Annotated in this window: 16 protein-coding genes and 1 riboswitch; of the genes, 15 read left to right on the forward strand and 1 reads right to left on the reverse strand. The window is 43.7% G+C overall.

Annotation, left to right across the window (positions count from 1 at the left end; translation table 11 throughout):
* The first annotated feature begins 14 nt into the window (after nt 1-14).
* The 10 genes from C1A12_RS16465 (at nt 15) to C1A12_RS16510 (ending at nt 16,812) form a co-directional block, all read left to right on the forward strand.
* Entirely contained in the window at nt 15-2,036 is a 2,022-nt protein-coding gene (locus C1A12_RS16465; RefSeq protein ID WP_101845565.1) for a hypothetical protein, read from the forward strand.
* On the forward strand, nt 2,029-4,299 hold the full coding sequence (locus C1A12_RS16470) for a DUF5696 domain-containing protein (protein ID WP_101845567.1): 2,271 nt from the start codon (nt 2,029-2,031) through the stop codon (nt 4,297-4,299). Before C1A12_RS16465 ends, C1A12_RS16470 begins: the two co-directional genes overlap by 8 nt.
* Complete coding sequence (locus C1A12_RS16475; RefSeq protein ID WP_235001641.1) at nt 4,296-5,165, forward strand: carbohydrate ABC transporter permease; 870 nt, start codon at nt 4,296-4,298, stop codon at nt 5,163-5,165. The genes C1A12_RS16470 and C1A12_RS16475 overlap by 4 nt, the downstream gene beginning before the upstream one ends.
* Before the next feature lie 14 nt (nt 5,166-5,179).
* On the forward strand, nt 5,180-6,139 hold the full coding sequence (locus C1A12_RS16480) for a carbohydrate ABC transporter permease (RefSeq protein WP_101845569.1): 960 nt from the start codon (nt 5,180-5,182) through the stop codon (nt 6,137-6,139).
* 160 nt (nt 6,140-6,299) lie between these two features.
* Entirely contained in the window at nt 6,300-9,650 is a 3,351-nt protein-coding gene (locus C1A12_RS16485; protein WP_235001642.1) for a GH36-type glycosyl hydrolase domain-containing protein, read from the forward strand.
* Nucleotides 9,651-9,803: 153 nt separating this feature from the next.
* Nucleotides 9,804-12,209, forward strand: coding sequence for a beta-galactosidase (locus C1A12_RS16490; RefSeq protein WP_101845571.1), 2,406 nt, complete (start codon nt 9,804-9,806; stop codon nt 12,207-12,209).
* A gap of 51 nt (nt 12,210-12,260) precedes the next feature.
* Nucleotides 12,261-13,730 carry a sulfatase gene (locus C1A12_RS16495; RefSeq protein WP_101845572.1) on the forward strand — a complete coding sequence of 490 codons (1,470 nt, stop codon included), beginning with the start codon at nt 12,261-12,263 and terminating at the stop codon, nt 13,728-13,730.
* Between the two features lie 4 nt (nt 13,731-13,734).
* Nucleotides 13,735-15,012 carry a hypothetical protein gene (locus C1A12_RS16500; protein WP_101845574.1) on the forward strand — a complete coding sequence of 426 codons (1,278 nt, stop codon included), beginning with the start codon at nt 13,735-13,737 and terminating at the stop codon, nt 15,010-15,012.
* Nucleotides 15,013-15,077: 65 nt separating this feature from the next.
* Nucleotides 15,078-15,851 (forward strand): endonuclease/exonuclease/phosphatase family protein, encoded by a 774-nt coding sequence (locus C1A12_RS16505; protein WP_101845576.1) that lies wholly within the window; start codon nt 15,078-15,080, stop codon nt 15,849-15,851.
* A gap of 13 nt (nt 15,852-15,864) precedes the next feature.
* On the forward strand, nt 15,865-16,812 hold the full coding sequence (locus tag C1A12_RS16510) for a formylglycine-generating enzyme family protein (RefSeq protein WP_101845578.1): 948 nt from the start codon (nt 15,865-15,867) through the stop codon (nt 16,810-16,812).
* A 68-nt stretch (nt 16,813-16,880) separates the two neighbouring features.
* Here the strand turns inward: C1A12_RS16510 and C1A12_RS16515 are convergent, their stop codons facing one another.
* Nucleotides 16,881-17,312 carry a hypothetical protein gene (locus C1A12_RS16515; RefSeq protein WP_306417016.1) on the reverse strand — a complete coding sequence of 144 codons (432 nt, stop codon included), beginning with the start codon at nt 17,310-17,312 and terminating at the stop codon, nt 16,881-16,883.
* A 261-nt stretch (nt 17,313-17,573) separates the two neighbouring features.
* Here C1A12_RS16515 and C1A12_RS16520 point away from each other — a divergent pair, with 261 nt between their 5' ends.
* From C1A12_RS16520 to C1A12_RS16540, 5 genes are all read left to right on the forward strand, one after another.
* Entirely contained in the window at nt 17,574-18,983 is a 1,410-nt protein-coding gene (locus C1A12_RS16520) for a hypothetical protein (RefSeq protein WP_101845580.1), read from the forward strand.
* 129 nt (nt 18,984-19,112) lie between these two features.
* Nucleotides 19,113-19,964: a SurA N-terminal domain-containing protein gene (locus C1A12_RS16525; protein ID WP_235001643.1), complete on the forward strand. Its 852-nt coding sequence runs from the start codon at nt 19,113-19,115 to the stop codon at nt 19,962-19,964.
* A 142-nt stretch (nt 19,965-20,106) separates the two neighbouring features.
* Nucleotides 20,107-20,211: riboswitch (purine riboswitch) on the forward strand.
* Nucleotides 20,212-20,327: 116 nt separating this feature from the next.
* Entirely contained in the window at nt 20,328-21,194 is an 867-nt protein-coding gene (locus tag C1A12_RS16530) for a 5'-methylthioadenosine/S-adenosylhomocysteine nucleosidase (RefSeq protein ID WP_101845582.1), read from the forward strand.
* A gap of 20 nt (nt 21,195-21,214) precedes the next feature.
* On the forward strand, nt 21,215-22,024 hold the full coding sequence (locus tag C1A12_RS16535) for a 5'-methylthioadenosine/adenosylhomocysteine nucleosidase (RefSeq protein ID WP_101845584.1): 810 nt from the start codon (nt 21,215-21,217) through the stop codon (nt 22,022-22,024).
* A 302-nt stretch (nt 22,025-22,326) separates the two neighbouring features.
* On the forward strand, nt 22,327-23,337 hold the full coding sequence (locus C1A12_RS16540; protein WP_101845586.1) for a LacI family DNA-binding transcriptional regulator: 1,011 nt from the start codon (nt 22,327-22,329) through the stop codon (nt 23,335-23,337).
* The last annotated feature ends 136 nt before the right edge of the window (nt 23,338-23,473 follow it).

A 23,473-nucleotide genomic window follows, 5' to 3' on the forward strand; every position in this document is an offset into this window, starting at 1 on the left:
TAGGAGGAAGGGAAATGAGGGGATTTATTACTGCTGTCATCTGTTTTTGGTTAACCATATTGTTTCCCGCACTTTCTTCTGCTTCCGTTTCTGTGCCCTACGATACAGAAACTTTAACAGCTGATGGAAATGATATTGAAACACAGACGGCCTATACACCTATCGGATTATTTGCCAAAGAAACGGAAATCGTCAACCCCGAAGACATTTATATCGATGGGGAAGGCAGTATTTATATCGCTGATTCCGGCACGCAGCGGGTAACGAAATTTGATGAAGAAGGAAATGAGCTTGAGGTTTACGGCGCAGAGGAATTAAACCAGCCCTTAGGCGTGTATGCCGATGAGAACGGCGAGGTTTATGTCGCCGACTATGGCAGCGAAAAAGTAGTAAAGTTCCAGGAGAACGGAGAGATTCTCGATGAATTTGAGCGGCCGGAATCCCCGTTATTCGGGAACAGTGCCCCGTATAAGCCGGAAAAAGTTTCGGTAGACACGCGGGGAAATATATACATTATCGGTGAAAGTGCGACGAACGGCATTATTCAATTAAGCGAGGATGGGACTTTTCTAGGCTACTACGGAGCGAATACACTGGCGCCGTCTGTAGGAACTTTTCTTCAAGAAATGGCGACTACGCAAAGGCAGAAAGCCAATCTATTTATGAAAGAACCGCCGGCCCCCGGAAATATTTCCATCGATGATCAGGGGCTGGTCTACACGATAACTTCCGGTACAACGTGGGAAGCGATTCGTAAATTGAATATTGAAGGTGGCAACATCTTACCCCCTGCGATGACAGAGGAAACCAACTTAGTCGATATCGCTGTAGGATCGATCGGAAATATTTACACCGTTGGCAGCGATGGCATCATTTATGAGTATGACAGCTCTGGTAACCAGTTGTTCTCCTTTGGTGGGAAGACGAATGAAAACAACCGACTCGGCCTGACGACTCAGCCGTCCAGTATCGAAGTAGATGATGTCGGCAGGCTTTATGTAACAGACAGGGAGCAGGGAAACATTCAAGTGTACGAACCTACGGAATTCACGTCTGTTCTTCATCAAGGGTTAGCCCTTTTTGAAGAAGGCTTTTACGTCGAGAGTGAAGACTATTGGAACGAGATTCTGCGGTTAAATTCTTCGTTCGGCCTGGCTCATACAGCGAAAGGGGAAGCCTTGTATAAACAACAGGAGTACGATGAGGCGCTGAAGGAGTTCAAATTAGCTAACGATAAAGACGGCTATTCCAATGCTTTTTGGGAAATTCGCTATCGGTGGATGGAAAACAATTTAGCTGGTGCTTTTATGATCGTTTTCGCTTTCTTCACAGTAAGGTATACCGTGAAATTCACAGATCGCAAGAAAAACATTCTCGATCCAGTCCGGAATACGACCGGTCAGATAAAGCGGGTCCCACTCGTAAATCAGCTTGTGTTTTTAACCCGGTTTCTTAAGAAGCCGATCGACAGCGTCTATTATTTAAAAAATGGTGAAAGAGTTTCGCTTATATCTGCGACCGTCTTGTATCTTGTGCTCGTCTTTGAATACTTACTGCGGATTTACTGGACAGGTTTTCTTTTTACAGACCGTGTATTAGAAGATGTAAACCTATTCTTTGAAATAGGAACTGTGCTCCTTCCTCTGCTCTTGTTTATCGTCGTTAATTATTTAGTCAGTACGATTACAGAAGGAGAAGGCAGGTTTAGGGACATTTATATTGGAACGATTTACTCATTGGCACCAATCCTGTTGTTTCTAATCCCTGTTACGCTCGTTTCTAACATTCTTACCTTTAACGAAGCTTTTGTTTACACGTTCTCGATGCAGATCATCATCGTGTGGTCGATCATCATTTTATTCACAACGATTAAAGAAATACATGATTATTCCTTCTGGGGGACAGTCAGGAATTTATTCGTTACATTGTTTGGGATGTTTCTTACTGTATTAATATTCTTTGTCCTCTACGTACTGTTTGATCAATTGTATGACTTTGTCAGCTCGATCATTGAGGAGGTGATGCTGCGTGTTTAAGAAGTGGAAATGGGTACTTGCCCTGTTGATTTTATTATTTCCTGTCACGGTAATTGCTAATACGCTGTCTGACAGTGATCCAGATACAGATGTGAAAGAAGAGGAAGAAAAACGTGCGAATGACATGCTGCGCTATCAATCGAATCAGTTCACCCAGCCCGAGAATGAAGAAGGACTTGTGAGGGAGACGTCGTTATCTGCTGGATATGAGAAGGTGGCAGAGAATGAGGATCTGGCTCTATATGTGGAAGAAGAATCGCTGGCGCTGCAGATTGAAAACAAACAGACGGGATATATTTGGAGCTCCGGACTGAGTGAAGATAAAGAATACAACTTAAATGAAACGTGGTCGGACATGGCTCATTCGGCTGTCACGATTGATTATGTTGATGGAGAGGATAAAACTTCTTCAGAAAGCATTCTTACCAATGAATCCGAGGTATCTGTAACCGAGCAGGAGGATGGTTTTTCGGCAGTGATTGCTTTCGAAGAAGCGGCCATTACGATGGAGCTTGAAGTACAGTTAGACGGCGATTCTATTGAAATCCATGTTCCTCAAAGCGAAATCACAGAGGAAGAAAGAAAGCTGGCTGCGGTGCGTGTGTATCCTTTCTTAGGAGCCTCTGAAGGGACGGAGATGGACGGCTATACGTTTATTCCTGACGGCAGCGGTGCTCTTATGCGATTTAACGAAAAGCAGCCATCATCCATGGCTCCTTTTCAGGCTTCCATCTATGGAGAAGATGAAGGGTTTAAACGAAGTGGCTCTGAAGAAGAGGAAGTCCGTACCAACAAAGCGCATAAGATTACGATGCCTGTCTATGGAATGACAAATGGAGTCGATGAGAATGGTTACGTCGCTGTGATTGATGAAGGGGAGACCTTTGCGGATCTGATCGCTTATCCATCCGGTATCGCGACAGACTTTCACTGGGTTACGGCGCAATATAATTATCGTTACCAATATTATCAGCCGACAAGTCAAGATATGAGCGGCTACAACGTCTTTCAGGAAGAAATGAATGAATTCGATATCAAGGAACGCATTACTTTTCTTAATGAGGATAAGGCAAATTATGTAGGTATGGCCCAAACCTACCAGCAGTATCTGCTCGACCGCGATATGCTGAAATCAGGGAATGATCAAGTGGATGTCCGTCTGGAATTCTTAGGCGGGGAAGTAAAAAGCGGACTGCTGCGAGATTCTGTGCAGCCGATGACCGCAGTGACTGACCTGCCTGATTATGTGGAACGATTGCAGCAGCAAGGTGTGGACGATATGCATGCCGTATACCGAGGCTGGACTGAAGGTGGATATACCGGTACGCTTCCTCAGAAATTTCCTTATGAAAATAAATTAGGGAGTGACAGGAATTTTGAAGAAGTAAATAACTACTTTGACCAAAATGATATCCCGCTTTACTACTACACGGACTACACAAAGGCATATGAAGGGGCTTCAGGATTTTCAGGTCAGACGGATGTAGCAAGAAAAATCAATGCTCAGACGATTAAGAGTGAAGGTGAAGCTGACGAGTATTATTATTTAAGCCCTGAAAAGTCACTCGAAATGGCAATAGAAGATCGTAATGAATATGAAGAGCGGCAGATCGCAAATTTAGCTGTAGACTCGAGTGGAAATAAACTGTTCTCCGACTTTACCAGTGATTCACTAAGAACTGAAGTAGTGGATGTCTTTCAGGATATGGCGGAGGAATTAAAAGCAGGCTTGGATTCTCTTTCTTTCTATCAGCCGAATGACTACATGCTCGCTCAATCGGACCGGTACCTGGATATCCCGATGTACTCGTCGAACTATAGTTTCGTTACGGATACGGTGCCATTTTTACAAATTGTATTAAAAGGGCATGTGCCTTATTACGCCTCTTTTTCCAATTTTCATAACAGTCCGGACGATGAGCTCCTGCGCATGATTGAATATGGTGCTAATCCATCGTTCTATTTGACGACAGAGCCTTCGCACGAATTAATGCATACGCCATCCGAAGATTTATATACCTCTCAATTTGATAATTGGGAAAGCGAGATTATTCACCAATATGAAACCGTGAAGCAAAGCTTAGGCCAGGTTGAAGGGGAAACGATTACAGACCGGACGGTACATGAGCCCGACCTTGTGGAAGTCCATTACTCAAACGGAAAATCCATTCTTATCAACTACAAAAGTAAGGACGTTGAGCTGGATGGAGTAGAAATAGAAGCAAAAAGCTATCAGGTAATCGACAGGGGGGATCCATCGTGATAAAACAAATGTCGCTGCAAAAGAAAAAAAGTGTCCTTGGGCTGACGTTCTTATCCCCCTGGATCCTTGGCTTTCTCGTTTTTACAGCTTTTCCGTTGTTTTATTCCTTGTTCTTAAGCTTCCAGAAAGTGAAAATTACGCCTAATGGCATTCAAACCGATTTTATTAAATTTGAAAACTATATGTATGCATTTACGGTAGATTCGCAGTTTACCCAAGTACTGCTCCGTTTCTTACGAGAACTCGTCATATCGACACCGATTATCATCGTTTTTTCCCTCATCATTGCTTTGCTCCTTAATCAGCCGATTATGATGAGGGGATTCTTCCGGACGATCTTTTTTCTTCCCGTCATCATAGCCAGCGGGCCCGTTATTACGGATTTAATGGATCAGGATGTAACTTCGATTCCTTCGATTGAAGAGTATGCAATTTTTGCCGTGTTTTTATCAAATACTGACGGGTTCCTCAATACGGTGTTGACGTATTTAATGGATAACTTAATTATCATTCTATGGTACTCAGGCGTACAAATCTTAATTTTCCTGGCAGCCCTGCAGAAAACCGACAAGCAGATCTATGAAGCTGCCAAAATAGACGGTGCTTCTAATTGGGAGTGTTTCTGGAAGGTCACTTTACCCACGCTGTACCCGATGATTATTGTTAATTTGATCTATACGATAGTGACGTATTCGATTTTTGCCTTGAATCCTGTGGTGGATCATATTCAAAGCAACATGTTTGAAGTCTCAACAGGATTTGGGTATGCATCTGCCCTTTCATGGATGTACTTTCTTGTCATTGCGGTCGTATTAGCTTTCAGTGTAGGAATTATGGTGTTTAGAGGAAATAAAAAGTACAGGTAAAGGAGGGATAACGAATGCTCGATACTAAGCTGACTCCTGTTCAGAAGAAAAGACTAGATAAGTACTCTTCCAAAACCAAAAGCTTTCTGCTTGGAGTACAAGGGAATAATGGCTTTTTGTTTAAGCTTTGTGTTTACGGACTGTTAATTGTCATTGGGTTTGTCTATTTATACCCAATCATATATATGGGCTCGTACAGCTTCAAGTCGCTGGAGGATCTATTAAATCCATTGATCAGCTGGATTCCGTCCGCCTTTTATGTAGAGAACTATGAGGTAGCCTACCGGGTGCTGGATTTATTCCCGACCCTGCTGGAAACCTTGTATGTCACCGTCATCCCGTCGATTGCGCAGACGGCTGTCGCAGCTGTGATCGGCTACGGTTTTGCAAGGTTCGAGTTTCCCTTTAAAAAGATTTTGTTCGGGCTGGTCTTAATCACATTTATCATTCCGCCTCAGGTGCTGCTCATTCCAAGGTATGTTTTCTTTAATGAACTTGAGCTGATTGGAAGTATCTTATCGTTTCTACTGCCGGCTTTATTCGGTCAGGGGTTAAACAGTGCGATTTTTATTCTGATTTTCTATCAATTTTTCCGAATGCTTCCTAAAGCTCTAGAAGAAGCGGCTCATTTAGATGGAGCGGGTCACTTCCGTATCTTCATGACAATCGCTATTCCTATGGCAGTGCCGGCCATCATAATTTCCTTCTTGTTCTCATTTGTTTGGTATTGGAACGAGACGGCGCTTGCCAGCCTCTACTTTGGGAATGAACTGACAACACTGCCGATTGAGTTAGGGAAGTTCAACGCCACCTTTGATCAAATGTACACCGGCGATACAGAAGCAGCGAATATAAACGAAGGAATCAGCATGGCTGGGACGATGTTATCAATACTGCCGCTGCTGATAGTGTATTTCTTTACGCAGCGCTGGTTCGTAGAGGGTGTGGACCGTTCCGGGATTACGGGCGAATAATTCTATGATAGTGCGCTGCACGAGATCGATTCAATTGCCTCCGGGAAGATATCAAGTCTCTGGATTATTTCATAAACATGAAAGAAGTAAACCCATTTTAAAAAAGTACTTTTTAAGTCTAAATTGAAACGTTTCAATAATTTAGTTGGAGGTATGTGAAGTGACACTCACGAAAGACTCAACCATTACATTAACAGCAGGAGAATATCAATTTTCATTCTTAACGAGTGGAGATCTGTCAGAAGCTGCTTATAAAGGCATTATGATTAACCAATTAATGACCAATCCGTTAGATGGATCGCTCAATAACTTGTATTTGCGCGTCCACCGGGACGATAACATTCATGCTTACCCACTGCTCGGGATCAATTCTAGAAGTGATGTAGCCTTCGGTAATCGCCATGCGGTATGGACAGGTACAGTTGATGACATACATTATGAAGTGGTTTTCCATTTAACCGACCGTGGCGTTTGGTTCTGGGATGTGAAAGCAGAGGGACAGGAGGCCGAAATTGACATTGTTTACGGCCAGGACCTCGGTGTCGCGGATAAAGGAGCATTAAGAAATAATGAAGCCTACATCTCCCAGTACTTAGACCACCAGATTTTTGAGGATGAGGAAAAAGGCTGGATCGTCTGTTCACGTCAGAATCAGCAGCAGTCGACGGGTTTTCCGTATGTACAGCAGGGATCACTTACCCGCGCTGCTGGCTATTCAACAGATGGTTTTCAATTCTTTGGACAGTCGTACAAAGAAACAAACCAGCCGGTAGTATTAGCTGAATCTTCGCTCGCTAATGAAGTCTATCAATATGAGTTCGCCTATACGGCCCTTCAATCTGAAAAGGTAAAGCTTTCAGGAGAAGAGCAGTTTATCTTTTATGGAGCTTTGATGGAAAACCATGAAGCGGCCGTAAGCGAGCCTGCCTATCAAGAGACTATTCAAGAAGCATGGGATGAGGTAAAAGCTAGTGAGCCTCAGGATGAAGAGCCTGTGGAAAAAATAGAAAAAACTCCTAGCATCGGCGACGTATTATGCGGGGAATCCATGCCTCTTTCTGAGATTGAGAGCCTGTACCCAAACCGTCATCAGGAGGAATGGGACGGAGACAGGCTGCTTTCTTTTTTCACTGACAGCTATGAACACGTCGTTTTAAAAGAAAAAGAAAAGCTGGTAGAGCGTCCGCATGGTCATATCGTGATGTCAGGTAAGAACGACCGGTTGAAGGAGAATACGATTACCTCTACGTCATGGATGTATGGGATCTTCAATGCCCAGCTCGTTGTAGGAAATACGAACTTTAATAAGCTTTTAACCAATGCCCGAAATGCTCTTAACATCTTAAAAACGTCCGGTCAGCGCATCTATGTAGAGATGGATGGCACCTATCAGCTGCTGACTATGCCTTCTTTATATGAAGTGGGCTTTAACTACGCCCGTTGGTATTACAAAACAGAAGACGAGACGTTCATAATTACAAGCTACACGACTGTCGATTCACCAGAGGTCCGGCTTACCGTAAAGGCAGCAGGAGGAGGGGAATATCGGTACTTAGTGACGAATCAAGTAGTTATGCATCCGAATGAATATGAAGTCCCTTTTCATGTTCGTCGGGAGGGGCAGACTCTTACGGTAACCGCGGATGAAACAGCGATGAATACAGGGGTCTATCCGGATTTATTGTACAAAATTCATATCAACGGAGCCACTTTTGACACAGCCGATGAACAAAAGCTTGTTACTAACGTAAAGCCGGGATGTGCTTCCCTTGTAGTATGTGACCTTGATCCAGCAGATGAATGGGAAATGATTATTCAGGGATTGCTGCATGGAGAAGACCTCGAGGTAGAGGAGAGGTCAACTGAGAGTGAAATAGAGCGTTACCGCGAGTACTACCGCAGCGTCATGAACGGCTTTCACCTTTCTGAAAAAGGGATAGAGACCGAGCAGCTAAATAAAGTGAACGCCCTCGCCTGGTGGTATACCCATAACATGCTTGTGCACTTTTCCGTGCCGCATGGTCTTGAGCAATACAGCGGGGCAGCCTGGGGGACCCGTGATGTGTGTCAGGGACCAATGGAATATTTTATGGCGACGCAAAACTATGAATCTGTAAAAGAAATCATAAAAACGGTCTACACCCATCAATTTGCGGAAGATGGCAATTGGCCGCAATGGTTCATGTTTGATAAGTATTCCCATATTCAGGCTGGAGAAAGTCATGGAGATATTATCGTCTGGCCGCTGAAAGCGTTAAGTGACTATTTAACAGTGACAAAGGATTATCAGATTTTACAGGAGAAGGTCCCTTATACGAAACGGGGGGACGGGTTTGACTTGACGGAAGAAAAAGCGACCATCTACGAGCACGCAAAGAAAGAAATTAACTATATTAAAGAACACTTTTTACATGATACGTATTTATCCTCTTATGGAGACGGTGACTGGGACGATACGCTCCAGCCGGCTAACGCGCAGCTGAAGCAGTATATGGTCAGCAGCTGGACGGTGGCCTTGACGTATCAAGTGGTTACAAGATTGGCAGACGTATTGGAGTCATTCGATCTCCGGCACGCTTCTGAACTTGCTTCACTGGCTTCCGGGATAGAAGGAGATTTTAAGAAATATATGCTGCAAACGGAAGTTCTGCCTGGTTTTGTATATATGGAAGAGCCGGGAGAGCCTGAGCTGATGCTTCATCCAGAGGATAATACTACAGGGATCGATTATAGGCTGCTGCCGATGCAGCGGAGTATTATTAGTGAACTGCTAACGGCTGAGCAGGCCGAGCAGCACTATCAAATCATTAAAGAAAAACTGTCCTGCCCGGATGGTGTGCGTTTAATGAATCGTCCTGCTCATTACGATGGCGGGGTGAGCACCCATTTCAAACGGGCTGAGCAAGCGTCCAATTTCGGCCGGGAAATCGGCTTGCAATATGTCCACGCCCATATCCGTTTCGTCGAAGCAATGGCAAAACTCGGGAAGAAAGAGGAAGTATGGCAGGGGCTGCAGAAAATTAATCCAATCAACATTCAGGAAGTAGTACCTAACGCAGAAATCAGACAGAGCAATGCCTATTTCAGCAGCTCGGATGGGAAATTTAATACACGTTATGAGGCCGAAGAGAATTTTGGCAAGCTGCGTGATGGGTCCGTTGCTGTAAAAGGGGGATGGCGAATTTATTCCAGCGGTCCTGGAATTTATATGAATCAGCTTATCTCGAATTGCTTAGGCATTCGTTTAGAAGGTGAGCATCTAGTAATTGATCCCGTTCTCACGGACGAGTTTGATGGCTTATGCTTTGATTTTCAAATCAATGATAAACCTGTCACCTTTGTCTATTCGCTTGGAAAAGGAGAGAAGCGCGTCACCATTAATAATCAGCCGGTAGAAAAAGTGGAATTTGCCAAAAATACCTATCGTGAAGGCGGGTTTCGTATCGAACAGAAGGAGCTCGAGCAGCTGTGCAGGGAGAAAGCGAATGTGATCGAGATTTTTCTTCCTTAAATTAAAGGGGAGACAGCGCCCTAACTTAAGGGGGTAGCGCCCTAACGAGGAAGGACAAAGCTCTAACGTGGCAGGGTAACACCCTAACGACAAAGGATAACACTCTATCGAAAGAGATAACAGCTTAACGCTAAAGAAAGGAGAGATTTGTGCATGATTGAAATCACGGATAAGCAAATATTGATTGATGGCAAGCCACAAATCATCATGTGTGGCGAGATCCATTATTACCGGCTCGACCGCTCCCAGTGGCAGGACCGGATTGATAAGCTGAAGGAGGCAGGCTGCAATGCTGTCGCCTCCTATGTTCCATGGCTTTGTCATGAAGAATTCGAAGGTACGATCGATTTAGAAGGAAAGACACGTCCTGAACTGGATTTGGCTGGGTTTATTGACCTATGTGCTCAAAATGATCTTTACTTCTTCTTACGTCCCGGGCCGTTCATTATGGCAGAAATGAAAAATGAGGGCATTCCTTACTGGGTAATTGACAAGCATCCCGACATCGTTCCAGTTACATGGGACGGAAAGCAGACGTTAGCGAAAACGCTGGATTATACGGCCCCTGCTTTTTTACAGGAGACGAAGAAATGGTATGCCGCCGTTATGGAGGTGGCAGCACCGAGATTACAGCCGAATGGAGGAAATATCATTGGTGTCCAATTGGATAATGAGGTGGGGATGCTCTCCTGGGTGAGTAATTGTCCGGACTTAACCGACCATGTGCTGAATGATTTCACAGAGTGGCTGCGCGAGCGCTATGGCGAAGAAGCGCTGAGAGAGCGTTATCCATTTGAGCTGAAAGGAAGTTATTCTTCCTTCCGTTCTCCAGAAGAAAGCTATGTATCAGAGCTGCATTTTGATCTAGGTTATTTTATGCGTCACAGGTTTGCAGGGTATATTGCGGAATTAAGAAGCTATGCGGAGGAATTCGGAGTAAAAGGTGTGCCATTTGTTGTTAATATTCACGGAACCGGCGGCGGGCGAGGGTTTACGTACCCAATTGGAATCAGCCAGCTGTATGAGTCATATACCCAGGATCCGGGGTATTTATCGGGATCAGACATTTATTTTGGCGATTTAAATATGAATACCTTTCAGGACCTCTACGTCATCAATGGCTTTATGGATGCAGTTCATCGGCCGGAGCAGCCTTTAACGTCTGTGGAGTTTAACTGCGGGGATGGCAATTTCGGCAATAATTACAGCGGCCGACTTGACCCTTCAGCTTCGGACTTTAAAGCACGTATGTGCATTGCGCAGGGGAACCGGCTCATTAATTATTATTTAATGACCGGAGGAAAAAATTATCGCCTCAGCGATCAGCGAGACGATGGGAATGACCGGATTGCTTCCACAGGAGAGCGCCATGGGTTTGCGGCCCCTATCAGTCCGGAAGGGGAGCTGAATTATACTTTTCCAAGAATGGCGCGATCGATTCAAACGATCATGGCAGTTTCAGATAAGCTGTCTGTAATGCATGAGGAGAGAGATGACGTTGCCTTTGCCTTTATCCCTGACTATTACATGACCGAAGCTCGTTATCCGCACAGTTCAAAGATGAAAGAAATTTATCAAAATATAGAGGCTAATCGATCGACTGCCGCGTGGGAAAATATGGCCCGTGCAATGCTTCTGGCGGGCTATAGATATGGCTCTGTCGATATTCAAAACAAACCAGTCGATCCAGCAGTCAGCTCCGTTTTAGCCGTACCATCCGCCCGGTACATGGCCAAAAAGGTACAGCTGAAATTAGCAGACTACGTAACAAACGGGGGCAGCTTAGTAGTGTATGGGGAGCTCCCGGCTTACGATATGGAAGGAAAATCATGCCGCATTCTGGAGGAAACGTTGGATGTAAAAGCTGCAAACACCCGCCTGGCAGGCCCGGATCATCACTTATCAGTTTACACCGATGGTTGGGCGCAGGGCAGAGCTGAAGTAAGAGTTCATAAAGCCCAGGTATTTGAATTAGGGGCACAAGCTGAACCTTTGCTTCGGGTGTATGGAACGGATGAACCGTGTGGTTTTGATACTAAAGCAGGAAAGGGAAGAGCTGTAGTCATCGCTGCACCTTATCCGTGTGATCCTGGCTTATTTCAAAAAGCATTAGAGAGACTGGGCTCAAAACCTGCCTTAACGAATGATAGTAAATACTATGGTGTTTTCATGACATCCACGGCTTCTAAAGAAGGTGAGAGATTTCTTCATATCCTTAATTTAGATGGATTTGATAAAGAAATACATGTTTATGAAGAGGGAAGCGAGTTGTTTAATGGCCGGAAGCTTGAGCTGCAAGCAAAGGAGGGTGTAATGCTTCCTGTGAATGTTGGAATTGGAGACGTGACGATCGAATATGCCACTGCTGAAATTAATAAGATTAACACCGATTCGATTCGTTTCCGACTTACCCAGTCAGAAGATGTAATCGCTTTAAGAACTGACAGGAAAATAGCTCCGAGTGAAGAGTACACCGTTCATCAAGAGAATGAAGTAACTTACCTATTTTCAAAAAAACACGCAAAAATAGATGATCAGCTCACGGTAAACTTTAATTAGATTCCTTGTTGCTCTAAAGCAAATTCTATTTTAAAAGAAAGGAAGATTCATATGAAAATTCTTTACATTGATATTGACTCTCTTCGCCCAGACCACCTGGGGTCTTATGGTTACCACCGCAACACATCACCTAACATGGACCGGATTGCTGAGAAGGGTGTCAGGTTTACAAATTATTATGCTTCGGACGCGCCCTGTGCTCCTTCTAGAAATGCGATGTTTAATTCTAGATTTGGAATTCATACAGGCTCCATTAACCACGGCGGATTGGATGCCGATGTACGGCCGATAGGCGAGGATCGTCCTTTCAATCATCATCATAGTCCTTATCAGGCTTGGGTAGAGGAACTGCGCTTTAAAGGTCATCATACGGCAATGATCAGTCCATTTCCTGGCCGCCATGCCAAGTGGAATGTACTCGAAGGCTTTCTGGAAATGCATGATACCGGCAAGCATGCAGGTGAAACGGCTGGTGACGTCTCAAGGGAAGCTTTACGCTGGATTAAAGGAAGAGGGACGGAAAAAGAGGACTGGTTCCTGTATTTGAATTTCTGGGATCCGCACACACCTTACCGTACGCCTGAGGAATATGGCAATCCATTTGAAAACGACCCGGCCCCTGATTGGCTGACGGATGAGATCATTGCTGAACACCGAGAAAGTTATGGACCGATGAGTGCTAGGGAGATTCCAGACCGCAACCAATGGCCGAATCTGCCTGAGGAAATCGCGTCGGTAGAAGATTTCAAGCGCTGGATTGATGGATATGATACGGCGATCCGCCATGTAGATGATCATATCGGCAAGCTGCTTCAAGCTTTAGAAGAAGAAGGGATGCTGGAGGAAACAACAATTATTCTATCTGCGGATCATGGGGAAAACCAGGGAGAATTAAACGTTTATGGAGACCACCAGACAGCTGACCATATTACAAGTCGTATACCTCTGATTATGGCAGGTCCGGATTTAAAAGAAGGTCATGTTGATGAAGATTTTCATTACCAGATTGACCTTGGTCCGACATTGATTGAACATGTTGGAGGAAAACAGAGCGAGCGCTGGGATGGGACAAGTTTTCTGCCTGCAATAACTGAGGGCGCCGAAGCCGGCCGTCCGTACCTCGTGGTCAGTCAGGCTGCATGGAGCTGCCAGCGTGGCGTTCGGTTTGACAATTGGATGCTGATTCGTACGTATCACGATGGGTTGAAGGATTTCCCTGATCTGATGCTGTTTGATATAGAGATAGATCCTCATGAAACGAACAATCTAGTTGATGAGAAACCGGAGATTGTAGGTAAAGGGCTTAGGCTGCTGGATGAGTGGGTGGCCGAACAAATGGCAACTTCAGATTCTCCGACAGATCCTATGTGGAATGTCATTCAAGAAGGCGGACCATTTCATACAAAAGGTGATTATCACGGCTATGTGAAGAGGCTGCGCAATGAAGGCAGGAATGAAGCGGCCGACCGTCTGGAACGAAGGCACCAGAAATTTATAAAAATCTATCAGAGGGAGGGATAAGTCTTTGAAAAATACTACTGAGCTTTATGACACGCTTCCTGATCAAGTGAAGGATTTTTTCGACAAACAGTATGAGGCGGCCTACCGCTTGCTTGAGGCTTCCCGTCATCCTGAGACTGGCTTATATGCAGATAGTTATAAAACGTTTGAAGACAATCCAGAACGAAAATGCTCAATTGCAGCTACGGGAGTCGGACTGATCGGACTTTGCGTGGCGGATATTGAAGGCTGGGAGCAGGATGCCGCAGCTAAAGTGAAGCTCACTTTAAATGCAGCCATGGGAAATATTGAAGGGTGCCGCCCAGCTCGCGATCCGAAAACAGGCTTTTTTGCCCACTTTGTCGATATGAAAACAGGAGAGAATATGCAGTCTGAGATTTCGACGATTGACACTTCCTTATTAGTAGCTGGGGCCCTGTTTGCCGGCCAGCATTTTATAGAGAAAGATCCGGAGATTGAAAAGATGGCACGTGCATTGTTAAAAGAAATTGACTGGAACGTTATAGTTGCTGATAAAGAGAAAGGGTCAATCAATATGGTGGTTAAAGACGGGGAAGGTATTATGCCGCTCCCCGCCTTTAACGAATATGTACTGGCAGCTCACCTGGCGCTGCTTGGACAGCCGGAAAATGAAGCGATACAAGACTTGTGGTATCAAAACTTTTCCGAGGACAAAATCCCGGACTTACCTCAAGTTCATTATCGCGATATTCCTGTTTTGACAGACATGAATGGAGCACATGGACGGGCATCTTTTTTATCTTCTTTCGTCCATCAATTTCCTTTTTACCTCGTTCCTGAATATGCAGACAGTCCAGTCTATAGGGATTACTATAAAAATGCTTGTCTCGCCGATCAGTTAAAATGGAAAGAACTTGGTGACGTTCCCTCTTATGTGTGGGGATATGGAGCAGGGCCAAATGACGGACTGCATGGCGGTTATCATGCTGATCAAATCAACAACTCCCCGGGAGATATAGCCTCCGCTTATATCGTGGCCGGCTTTTTGCCCGTTAATCCGGCGGGAATTTATGATTTGTATGCTTTATATCGTCTTCACCTTCCGTTTGATACCTATGAAAACAGGGAAGATCATGAAGATGAGAAAAAATTACGTGCGGCATACCGCTACGGTCTGCATCGCTGCTCGTGGTGGCATTTAGAACAGCCGGAAAGATGGTATCCAACGAAGGTGACGTTAATTGACTGGAGTTCCATGCTGTACGGGTTGACAGCTTATAAACGTGGCATGTCCTTTTTTACCGACCGTCTTATCCGATGAACTAACAAAGGATCAACTAGATGATTAGTTGGTCCTTTTATTCATAAGAGAAAGAAGGTGTGATAATGGAATTTAAAATCGGTACCTTCAATGTAAGGGTGAATTTAGAGCAGGATGGGGAAGATTCATGGCCACATAGAGCCGACAAGGTTACACAGATGGTTCGCTGCCACCAGCCCGATGTTCTTGGCATTCAGGAAGCCTTGATTGACATGACAAGAGATATTGAGGAAGCCTTATCCGATTATAAATGGATCGGGGAAGGAAGACGAGGTGGACTCTCTGATGAACTGTGCCCGATTTTCTATAACGATCTTACAGTAGAATGCAGGCACTATGGCCAGTTCTGGCTTTCTGAACAGCCTGAGCTTGCTGGAAGCATCAGCTGGGGCAGTGATTTTCCGAGAATTTGTACGTGGGGGCACTTCCGTTTCAGGCAGGCGCCTTATGAAGAGTTTATAGTTTACAACACTCATCTCGACCATATCAGTTCTTCAGCGAAAGAAAACGGGTCCGCATTACTCTGGCAAAGGCTTTATGCTCATTATATAAGGAAAAAGGTTCCGATCATCTTGACGGGGGACTTCAACAGTGAACCAGAGAGTAGAGTCATTCGAAGTTTAAGAGGAAAACTAATCCTGCAAGATGCATTTTCCTCTCTGGATGGTGCTCCGGGACGAACATTCCATCATTTTAAAGGCGGCACAGAAGGGGAACCCATTGATTATATCTTCTGCACGACAGATGTTAAGATTGGACAAACAGAGATTGATCGAAAGACAGTGAATGGCCGTTATCCATCTGATCATTATCCCGTTTTTACCACTTTAGATTTATGAAGGGAGAAGTCTCATGAAGGAAGAGAATGTACGACCCTGCTGTCAGGCCAGCCGGGCTGATGTTGAAGCAGGTACGAAAAAAACAAAAGCGTCAAAGGTAACGCTGGCAGATAAGAAGGTGAAGTTAAAAGAAAGAATGGTCCGCCTGCCTGGCGGAGAATTTTTAATGGGGACGGATGATAAAGATGGATTTCCATTTGACGGAGAAGGTCCTGTCAGAGAAGTGAAAATCGACCCTTTTTATATCGACTCGCACACGGTAAGTAATGCCGATTTCAAGCAATTTGTAGAAGAGACAGGCTATATGACAGAGGCCGAGCAATATGGCTGGTCGTTTGTTTTCTACCAATTTATCGCCCCTGATCCTAAATTTAAGGTCCAGAAGCTGCCGCAGACACCCTGGTGGCTTGCGGTCGAAGGGGCATATTGGTACCAGCCGGAGGGACCGGGTTCATCAATAGACGACCGTCTTGACCATCCTGTTATTCATGTTTCCTGGAATGATGCTGAAGCCTTCTGCAAATGGGCTGGAAAAAGGCTGCCGACGGAAGCAGAATGGGAATACGCAGCACGTGGCGGCCTTGAACAAAAGAAATATCCGTGGGGAGATGAGTTGATGCCAGACGGAGAACATTACTGCAACATCTGGCAGGGTAAATTTCCCCGTGAGAATACCGAGGAAGATGGTTATTTCGGCACTGCCCAGGTGCAGGCATTTCCGACCAACGACTATGGCTTGTATCATATGGCTGGAAATGTATGGGAATGGTGCTCAGATTCGTTTGCTGTACCCGGCAGGCCGAACAATCCGTCTTCCAAAGTGATGAGAGGCGGATCCTACCTGTGCCACCACTCTTATTGCAATCGCTACCGGGTTGCAGCCCGCAGCTCGAACACAATGGACAGCTCCACAGGCAATATGGGTTTTCGATGTGTAACGGATCATCTGGCGGACTTTTAACGAATAACGAGGAATCAGCCTTTAATGTAATTCTGAGATCTGACTCAGATGCAAAAAGGCTGATTTTTTTATAATCCTTTAATTAACATGCTGTCTTTCTCCCGCAACAGGTCATACGTCGGCAGCAATCTTTCAGGCACAAGTGTCCGACCGTAATCCCAGGCATTTCTTTCAATCTCCGCTTTAAGTTCTTCGATTTCTTCATCTTCCCCGTACATAAGCGTGCGCAGATCATGCTTGTGCTTCTTAAAGGTTAAATAATACCCAATCTCATGATAAACCATAATCTGAACGATGTTCTTTTTCGATTCATTGATTTTAATTTTACCTATATATCCGTTAACTTCTAAGTAGTTAAAACTGATTGTGTTTGTCGATACGTTATAGCTCATGGGTGCCGGAAGTTCGTTGTTGAATTCGGTATGGATCGCTAATTGGTGCTCGTGCAAGATATTTTTAATGATGTCTTCGATATGCCAAATGTAGAGCATCTTCTTCATCACTATCCTTTTTGTACTTATTTCCCATCACCTGGATTAAATGTATTCTTATTTAAACAATATAATAGAATTTTGCGTTAATTTAAACTATTTAAGGTATTGGTAGGAACTTTAGTCGGCTTTTTAAATAGTAGAAATAGACAGGCATTTGAAGTTCCCGATTCTATGGATCTATAATCATTTGAAAATGCTTAAACATTAGACTCAAAAAAGAAGCAGGAATATAATAGAAGTTATTCAAGAGAGTCAGGAGTTTTAATGATGAAGAAAGTTTCGACCTACGCTTATGCCGCCATCGTAAATTTATATATCCTATTGTTTTATGTCTCCCTTCAGGTGGAAAGTGATTTTTTACTGAGTATATTGTCAATCTTCGGAGTGTTATCACTGATATTCTCGCTGTTCTATTTACCAGCGAGCAAGAGAATGCTGCCGTTCTTTTTGATTGTGTTAGCTTTTTTAATTTTAATCATGTCCGATTCGTCTATAACAGTTGGAATTTTTGAAGGCTTTCGTCAAATGACGAGTTTGATCGCAATTTTGCTGATCGTACCGATTATCAGCTGGATACTTAGGGAAGAACCCTATATTGAAAAGATTATGTCCTTTGCGGGGGATTTCTTAAATACCAGCCGCAGGTTCTACTTCGGTATTATGGTCATTACTCAGATTCTATCATTCTTCCTCCTGTTCGGTTCCATTCAGACGGTGTATCAGTTCATTCAGCAGCTGCTCGGTGAACGAAAAGGAGAAGCGTGGGAGAACTTTAAAGGAACAGCTCTGTTGCGCGCGTTCTCGCTTTGTACGCTGTGGGTTGTCAGCATACCGAGCTTTGTATTTATCGTCAACTTTCTCGATGCTTCTTTATGGCTGTCTATGCTGCAGGGCGGGGTGATTTCTCTATGTGCCGTACTGTTGGCTGTTTTGTTTTCTTATTTTGAAGAGAAGCATTATAAAATTGATATTACGTCGGCGTTAAAAGAAGAAATTGATAGAGCGATTGGAGGAGGAGACAGGGGCCATCTGAGTCGTGAAGTGGTTGAGTTCGCTAGCTTGTTTGTGCTGATATTTGGAACGATATTCTTCCTGCATGGCGTGTTTGGCCTTGAGATTCTTGAAATTATTCCACCTGTTATTCTTACGTATACGCTGCTTTACTTTATTTTAAAAAACAAGGTAAAGAGCTTGAAGAAAAACATGGAATTTTACTTTACAGGCTATGCTCGTGGAAAGGCACAACAGTTCAGTATTCTGCTGTCGGTTGGGCTCGTTATTGTGGCGCTTAATCTCTCCGGCTGGGGGGAAACGATGATTGACGGAATTATAGCAATTGAGGGAGCCGTGCCATTTGTCAATCTTCTAACGTTACTACCTTTTATTCCAATGATTTTAAGTTTCTTTGGCATTGGACCGCTTCCTGTGCTTGTGCTCGTCGGCGGGGTATTGCAAAACGTGTCTCTGCCGTATCCACCAGAACTTCTGGTGCTGTCCATTACATCGGGCAGCGTAATCTCTGCGCTCCTTTCGCCTTTTATCCTCCCTGCGATTGTGCTCAGCAGTGAGAATGGGTTAAGCATCTTTAAGAACGGGTTCCAATTTAATATTGTTTATGCGGCGGCTTTTTATTTGTTTGTTCAAATGTATTTGCAACTCGTTTCCGTGGCACTCTAAGTGTAAGTGTTTGCCAAATAAGGGTTTTACACACAATTTCCACATTTAATATATTTTTTACTAAATGGGCTGATAAATCCCTATATGGCGGCTTTTAGAGGGCGTTATCGGGAGGAGAAGTTCATTTGTGTGACAATTGTGGTATTTTACATGGGACAGACAAGTGATACAATGACAATCACCATGAATCGGAAAGGGGTTTACATTTTGAATAAAAAATGGTTATTGAGTTTACTTTTAGCAGCGTTCGTAATGTTCCTGGCTGCCTGCAATAGTGATGATTCAGCAGAAGGTGACGAGGGCGGAAATGAAGAAGAAAATCAGGAGGAACAGGAGAGCGGTGAAGGTGAAGGCGAGCAAGCTGAAATGCCTGAGCCGGACCTAGAGGATGTTCCTGATGTTGTAGCTGATGTAAATGGAGAAGAAATTGGAAAAGAAGAATTTAAATCAACCTATGAGCAGCAGTTTCAGCAAATGGCGATGCAATCTCAAATGTCTGGGGAAGAGGTTGATCAGGATCAGTTGAAAGAGCAAACAGCTGAGAGTCTGGTCGGTCAGGAGCTTCTCATTCAAAAAGCAGAAAGTGAAGGCTATGAAGCTTCAGAAGATGAAGTAAATCAAACACTTGAAGATCTTGCGGAACAAAACCAGCTCGAATCTACAGATGAATTCCTCTCTGCATTGGAAGAGCAGGGGATGAGTGAAGATGAAGTTATGTCTCAAATTGAAACACAAGTGAAAGTCGATCAGCTGATCGCAAGTGAAGCAGGAGATACTGAACCAACAGAAGAAGAGCTTAAAGAAGCCTATGAGCAGATGAAAGCTCAGCAGGAGCAGATGGGCGGCGAAGGTGAAATGCCTTCCTATGAAGACGCTAAGCCGGATCTTGAAGAGCAAGTGAAGACTCAGAAGGAATCTGAAGCGACGCAAACACTAGTTGAAGAACTACGCGAAGATGCAGATGTAACGGTACACCTATAAGTTAGATAATTAAACCAGATCCTACTACGGATCTGGTTTTTTTATGTTTTGGTAAAAACCGAACATTTTTTATATATTTTCATAAAAAATTCGTTTTTAGCGTTGATTAACGTTCGCTGGTTTGCTATAGTTGGCAACGTACTTATTTTAGAATAAGAAAACTCGTATATCCTCGGTAATATGGTCTGAGTGTTTCTACCTGGTTCCCGCTGAAAAGAACCAGACTACGGGTTAAAGGAATTTTTAAATTTATTGTCAAGCAGGTTAGCTGCCTGCAAATGTTTCAATTCATATAACAAATTCCCCATCATTAACCTTCCTGCCAGACACCGAGGATGCGACACCATCAAGGAGGAAAACCACATGACAAAGAGATTTGGGTTACTGGTTGTGCTTTTTACAGCGATAGCCATAGCCGCAGCTGGATGCAGTTCAGCAAGTGAGAGTGAAGAGTCCCAAGAAGAAGAACAGCAGCCGATCCTCATTCAAGGACCAATGCCGATAGAAGCAGAAGAGTTTGCGGATAGGCTCGACAATGTGGAGGAAGAGACTTCGGGGAATTTTGTTTTTTATAAAGGTACAGTCAATGATTATCCTGTTATTGTTGTGAAAACAGGAAAAGGAATGGAAAATACAGCGGCTGCCACAACGCTTGCGATTGAAAAGTATGACCCAAAAGCAATCATTAACCAGGGCACGTCTGGTGGACATGATCCTGACCTTCACGTCTATGACATTGTACTTGGCGAACGCACGACGAACATTGGCGCGCTAAAAACAGGAGACCGTGATGAAGGGGAAGGAATTAAACCGAAAGATTGGATTCCAATGGATTTAATGGCTTCTGAAGGAAGTGCGGGAGAAGATCCTGACGCTGAGAACATTCGTTATTATGAGGGAGATGAAGATCTTCTGGATGCCGCTAAGGCTGTTAAAGATACGCATCAAGAAGGGAAGGTCGTTGAAGGAACAATCGGATCAGCTGACCTATGGAATAATGAAGTGGACCGTATCAAGTGGTTCCACGAGAAATATGAGACTTCTGTAGAAGAAATGGAAGGTGCAGCAGGTGCGCAGATGGCTGATGCCTATGATGTGCCTTATTTAGGGATTCGTATTTTGTCCAATAACAAGACCAATGACGGAGAATATGATCCTGATACCGCAGCATCTAATCAAGATTACGTTTATGAAGTTGTACAGAAGTATATCTCAGAATTAGAAGAGTAACAGCGTTGAGGAGGATACAGATGAGTACATTTATGAAGAACGTCTTAGGATTGATATTGGCAGCTCTTGTTTTAACGGGGTGCGGTCAGCAACCTGACAACACATCGGAAGCAAAAGAAGACGAGAAAGAAGGCAGCACCATTGGTATTATTGGACCGATGGAGGTAGAAATCGATCTTTTACGCTCCAATATGGAGGTTGAGGAAAAAACAGAAAAAGGCGAATTAACTTTTTATGAAGGGGAACTGAAAGGTCAGGATATTGTCCTCGTCCAATCAGGAATCGGAAAAGTAAATGCCACAGTAGCAGCACAAATGCTGATTAGTGAATTTGGTGTAGACCAGCTTATTAATTCAGGCGTTGCTGGAGGTATTCATCCTGACTTAGGACTTGGAGACATCGTCATTTCGACTGAAACTGTGCATCACGATATGGATGAAACAGCCAAAGGATTTAAACCTGGTCAGATCCCGGACATGGATACGAGATTTTTTGAAGCAGATGAAGAACTGATCGATTTAGCTAGAGAAGGAACAAAGAACTTACCAGATTATGTCGATGTATTTGAAGGGCGTATTGCCACGGGTGATCAATTTATCGCAAGTGAAGAAAAAACAGAGTGGATCTACGATACGTTTGATGCTTATGTAGTTGAAATGGAAGGGGCAGCAGTAGGACAGGTTGCTTATCTTAATGAGATTCCTTATGTCGTCATTCGTTCAGCTTCTGATGATGCGGGAGAAGAAGCATCCGATATTCAGGAGAACTTTGTAGAAGAAGCTGCTAAAAACTCCAGTGATGTAATTGAAAAAATTCTTGAAAATATGTAATGTGTACGGTTAACTTATGGCCATCACTCTATTCTCGTTATGGAATAGAGTGATGGCCTTTCTTTATGAAAGATACGGAAGGGGGGGATGACGGGTATGGCAACTACTTCTTAAGGTACATCCACAATACTTTCATCCTTTATCCTTGCATTGGCGTGTTGTCGCCCTGCAGTATTTTATCAGACAGTTAGGAAATAATCGTTTACAGAATAGTGTATAGTGGAATTGACACCCCTGTCTACATATCGTACGATACAGCCAAATAGAAAACGTTTACTTTTATAAGAAAAGGGAGTAAGGATATGAATCCAACCATAAAAGATGTAGCCAATTATGCCAATGTCTCAATTGCTACAGTATCGAGAATCTTAAATAGTACTACTGCCGGGTATTCAGAGAAGACAAGAGAACTAGTAATGGAGGCTGTTGAAGAACTGGGATATAAACCGAATGCTGTTGCCCGGGGACTAAAAAATACCAGGACCCAAACTATTGGGGTGCTTTTTCCAGACATTTCTGGCATGGTATCATCTGAGTTGTTGCATGGAATAGAAAAAGTGACGCATAACTTAGGACATAGTGTAATTGTTTGCAATACGGCCTCGCAAGGAAAGAAAACACTCGATTATTTGAAGTTGTTGAGTGAAAAAAGGGTCGAGGGCATATTATTTGCCAGTGAAGAAATTAAGGATGAATATTATGAAGCCATAAAAGGAATGAACATACCCGCCATTTTGGTTTCCACAAAGTCTCCCAAACATCCTCTCCCTTATGTGAAAGTCGATGATCGCGATGCTGCGTATACAGCGACATCTTATTTAATAGAAAAAGGACATAAGAATATTGGGATGATCAGCGGAATAAAACAAGATCCCATAGCTGGATCTCCGCGCATTGAAGGTTTTCAAACGGCGATGCGAGATCAGTTAGGTAATGATTCACCTGTGATCGTATCAGCTCAAGGTTTTTCTTACGAACATGGTGTGGAAATGTTTGGGAAATTGATGAAAGCTGCCCCTCATACAACGGCAATCTTTGCAGCCAGTGATGAAATGGCGATTGGGGCAATGGCTTCAGCTTATCGCATGAATATTAAGGTGCCCGATGATATTTCAGTTGTCGGTTATGATAACCTGAAAATATCTGAAATGGCCATCCCTCCGCTTACAACCCTTTCTCAGCCTTTAAGGAAAATGGGAGAAAAAGCAACAGAGTTATTGTTTGAAGCTTTAAATGATAAGACCTCCACACAAAGTAGTATTATCATGCCTCATCAGATTATTGAGCGTGAATCCGTAAAAGATATGGCGTAAGCCTTCTTTTACGGTTTTTTTATGTGAAATAAAGTAAACGTTTACCTAACGGTGGTGAGAAGTGGTTTCTAAGGCTTGTATATATAGTATGGACTTTATAAATACAGATTTAAAAAGAAATGCAGAATCATTTTAA

The sequence above is a fragment of the Halobacillus sp. Marseille-P3879 genome (assembly GCF_900240285.1).
Lineage (GTDB): Bacteria > Bacillota > Bacilli > Bacillales > Halobacillaceae > Halobacillus_A.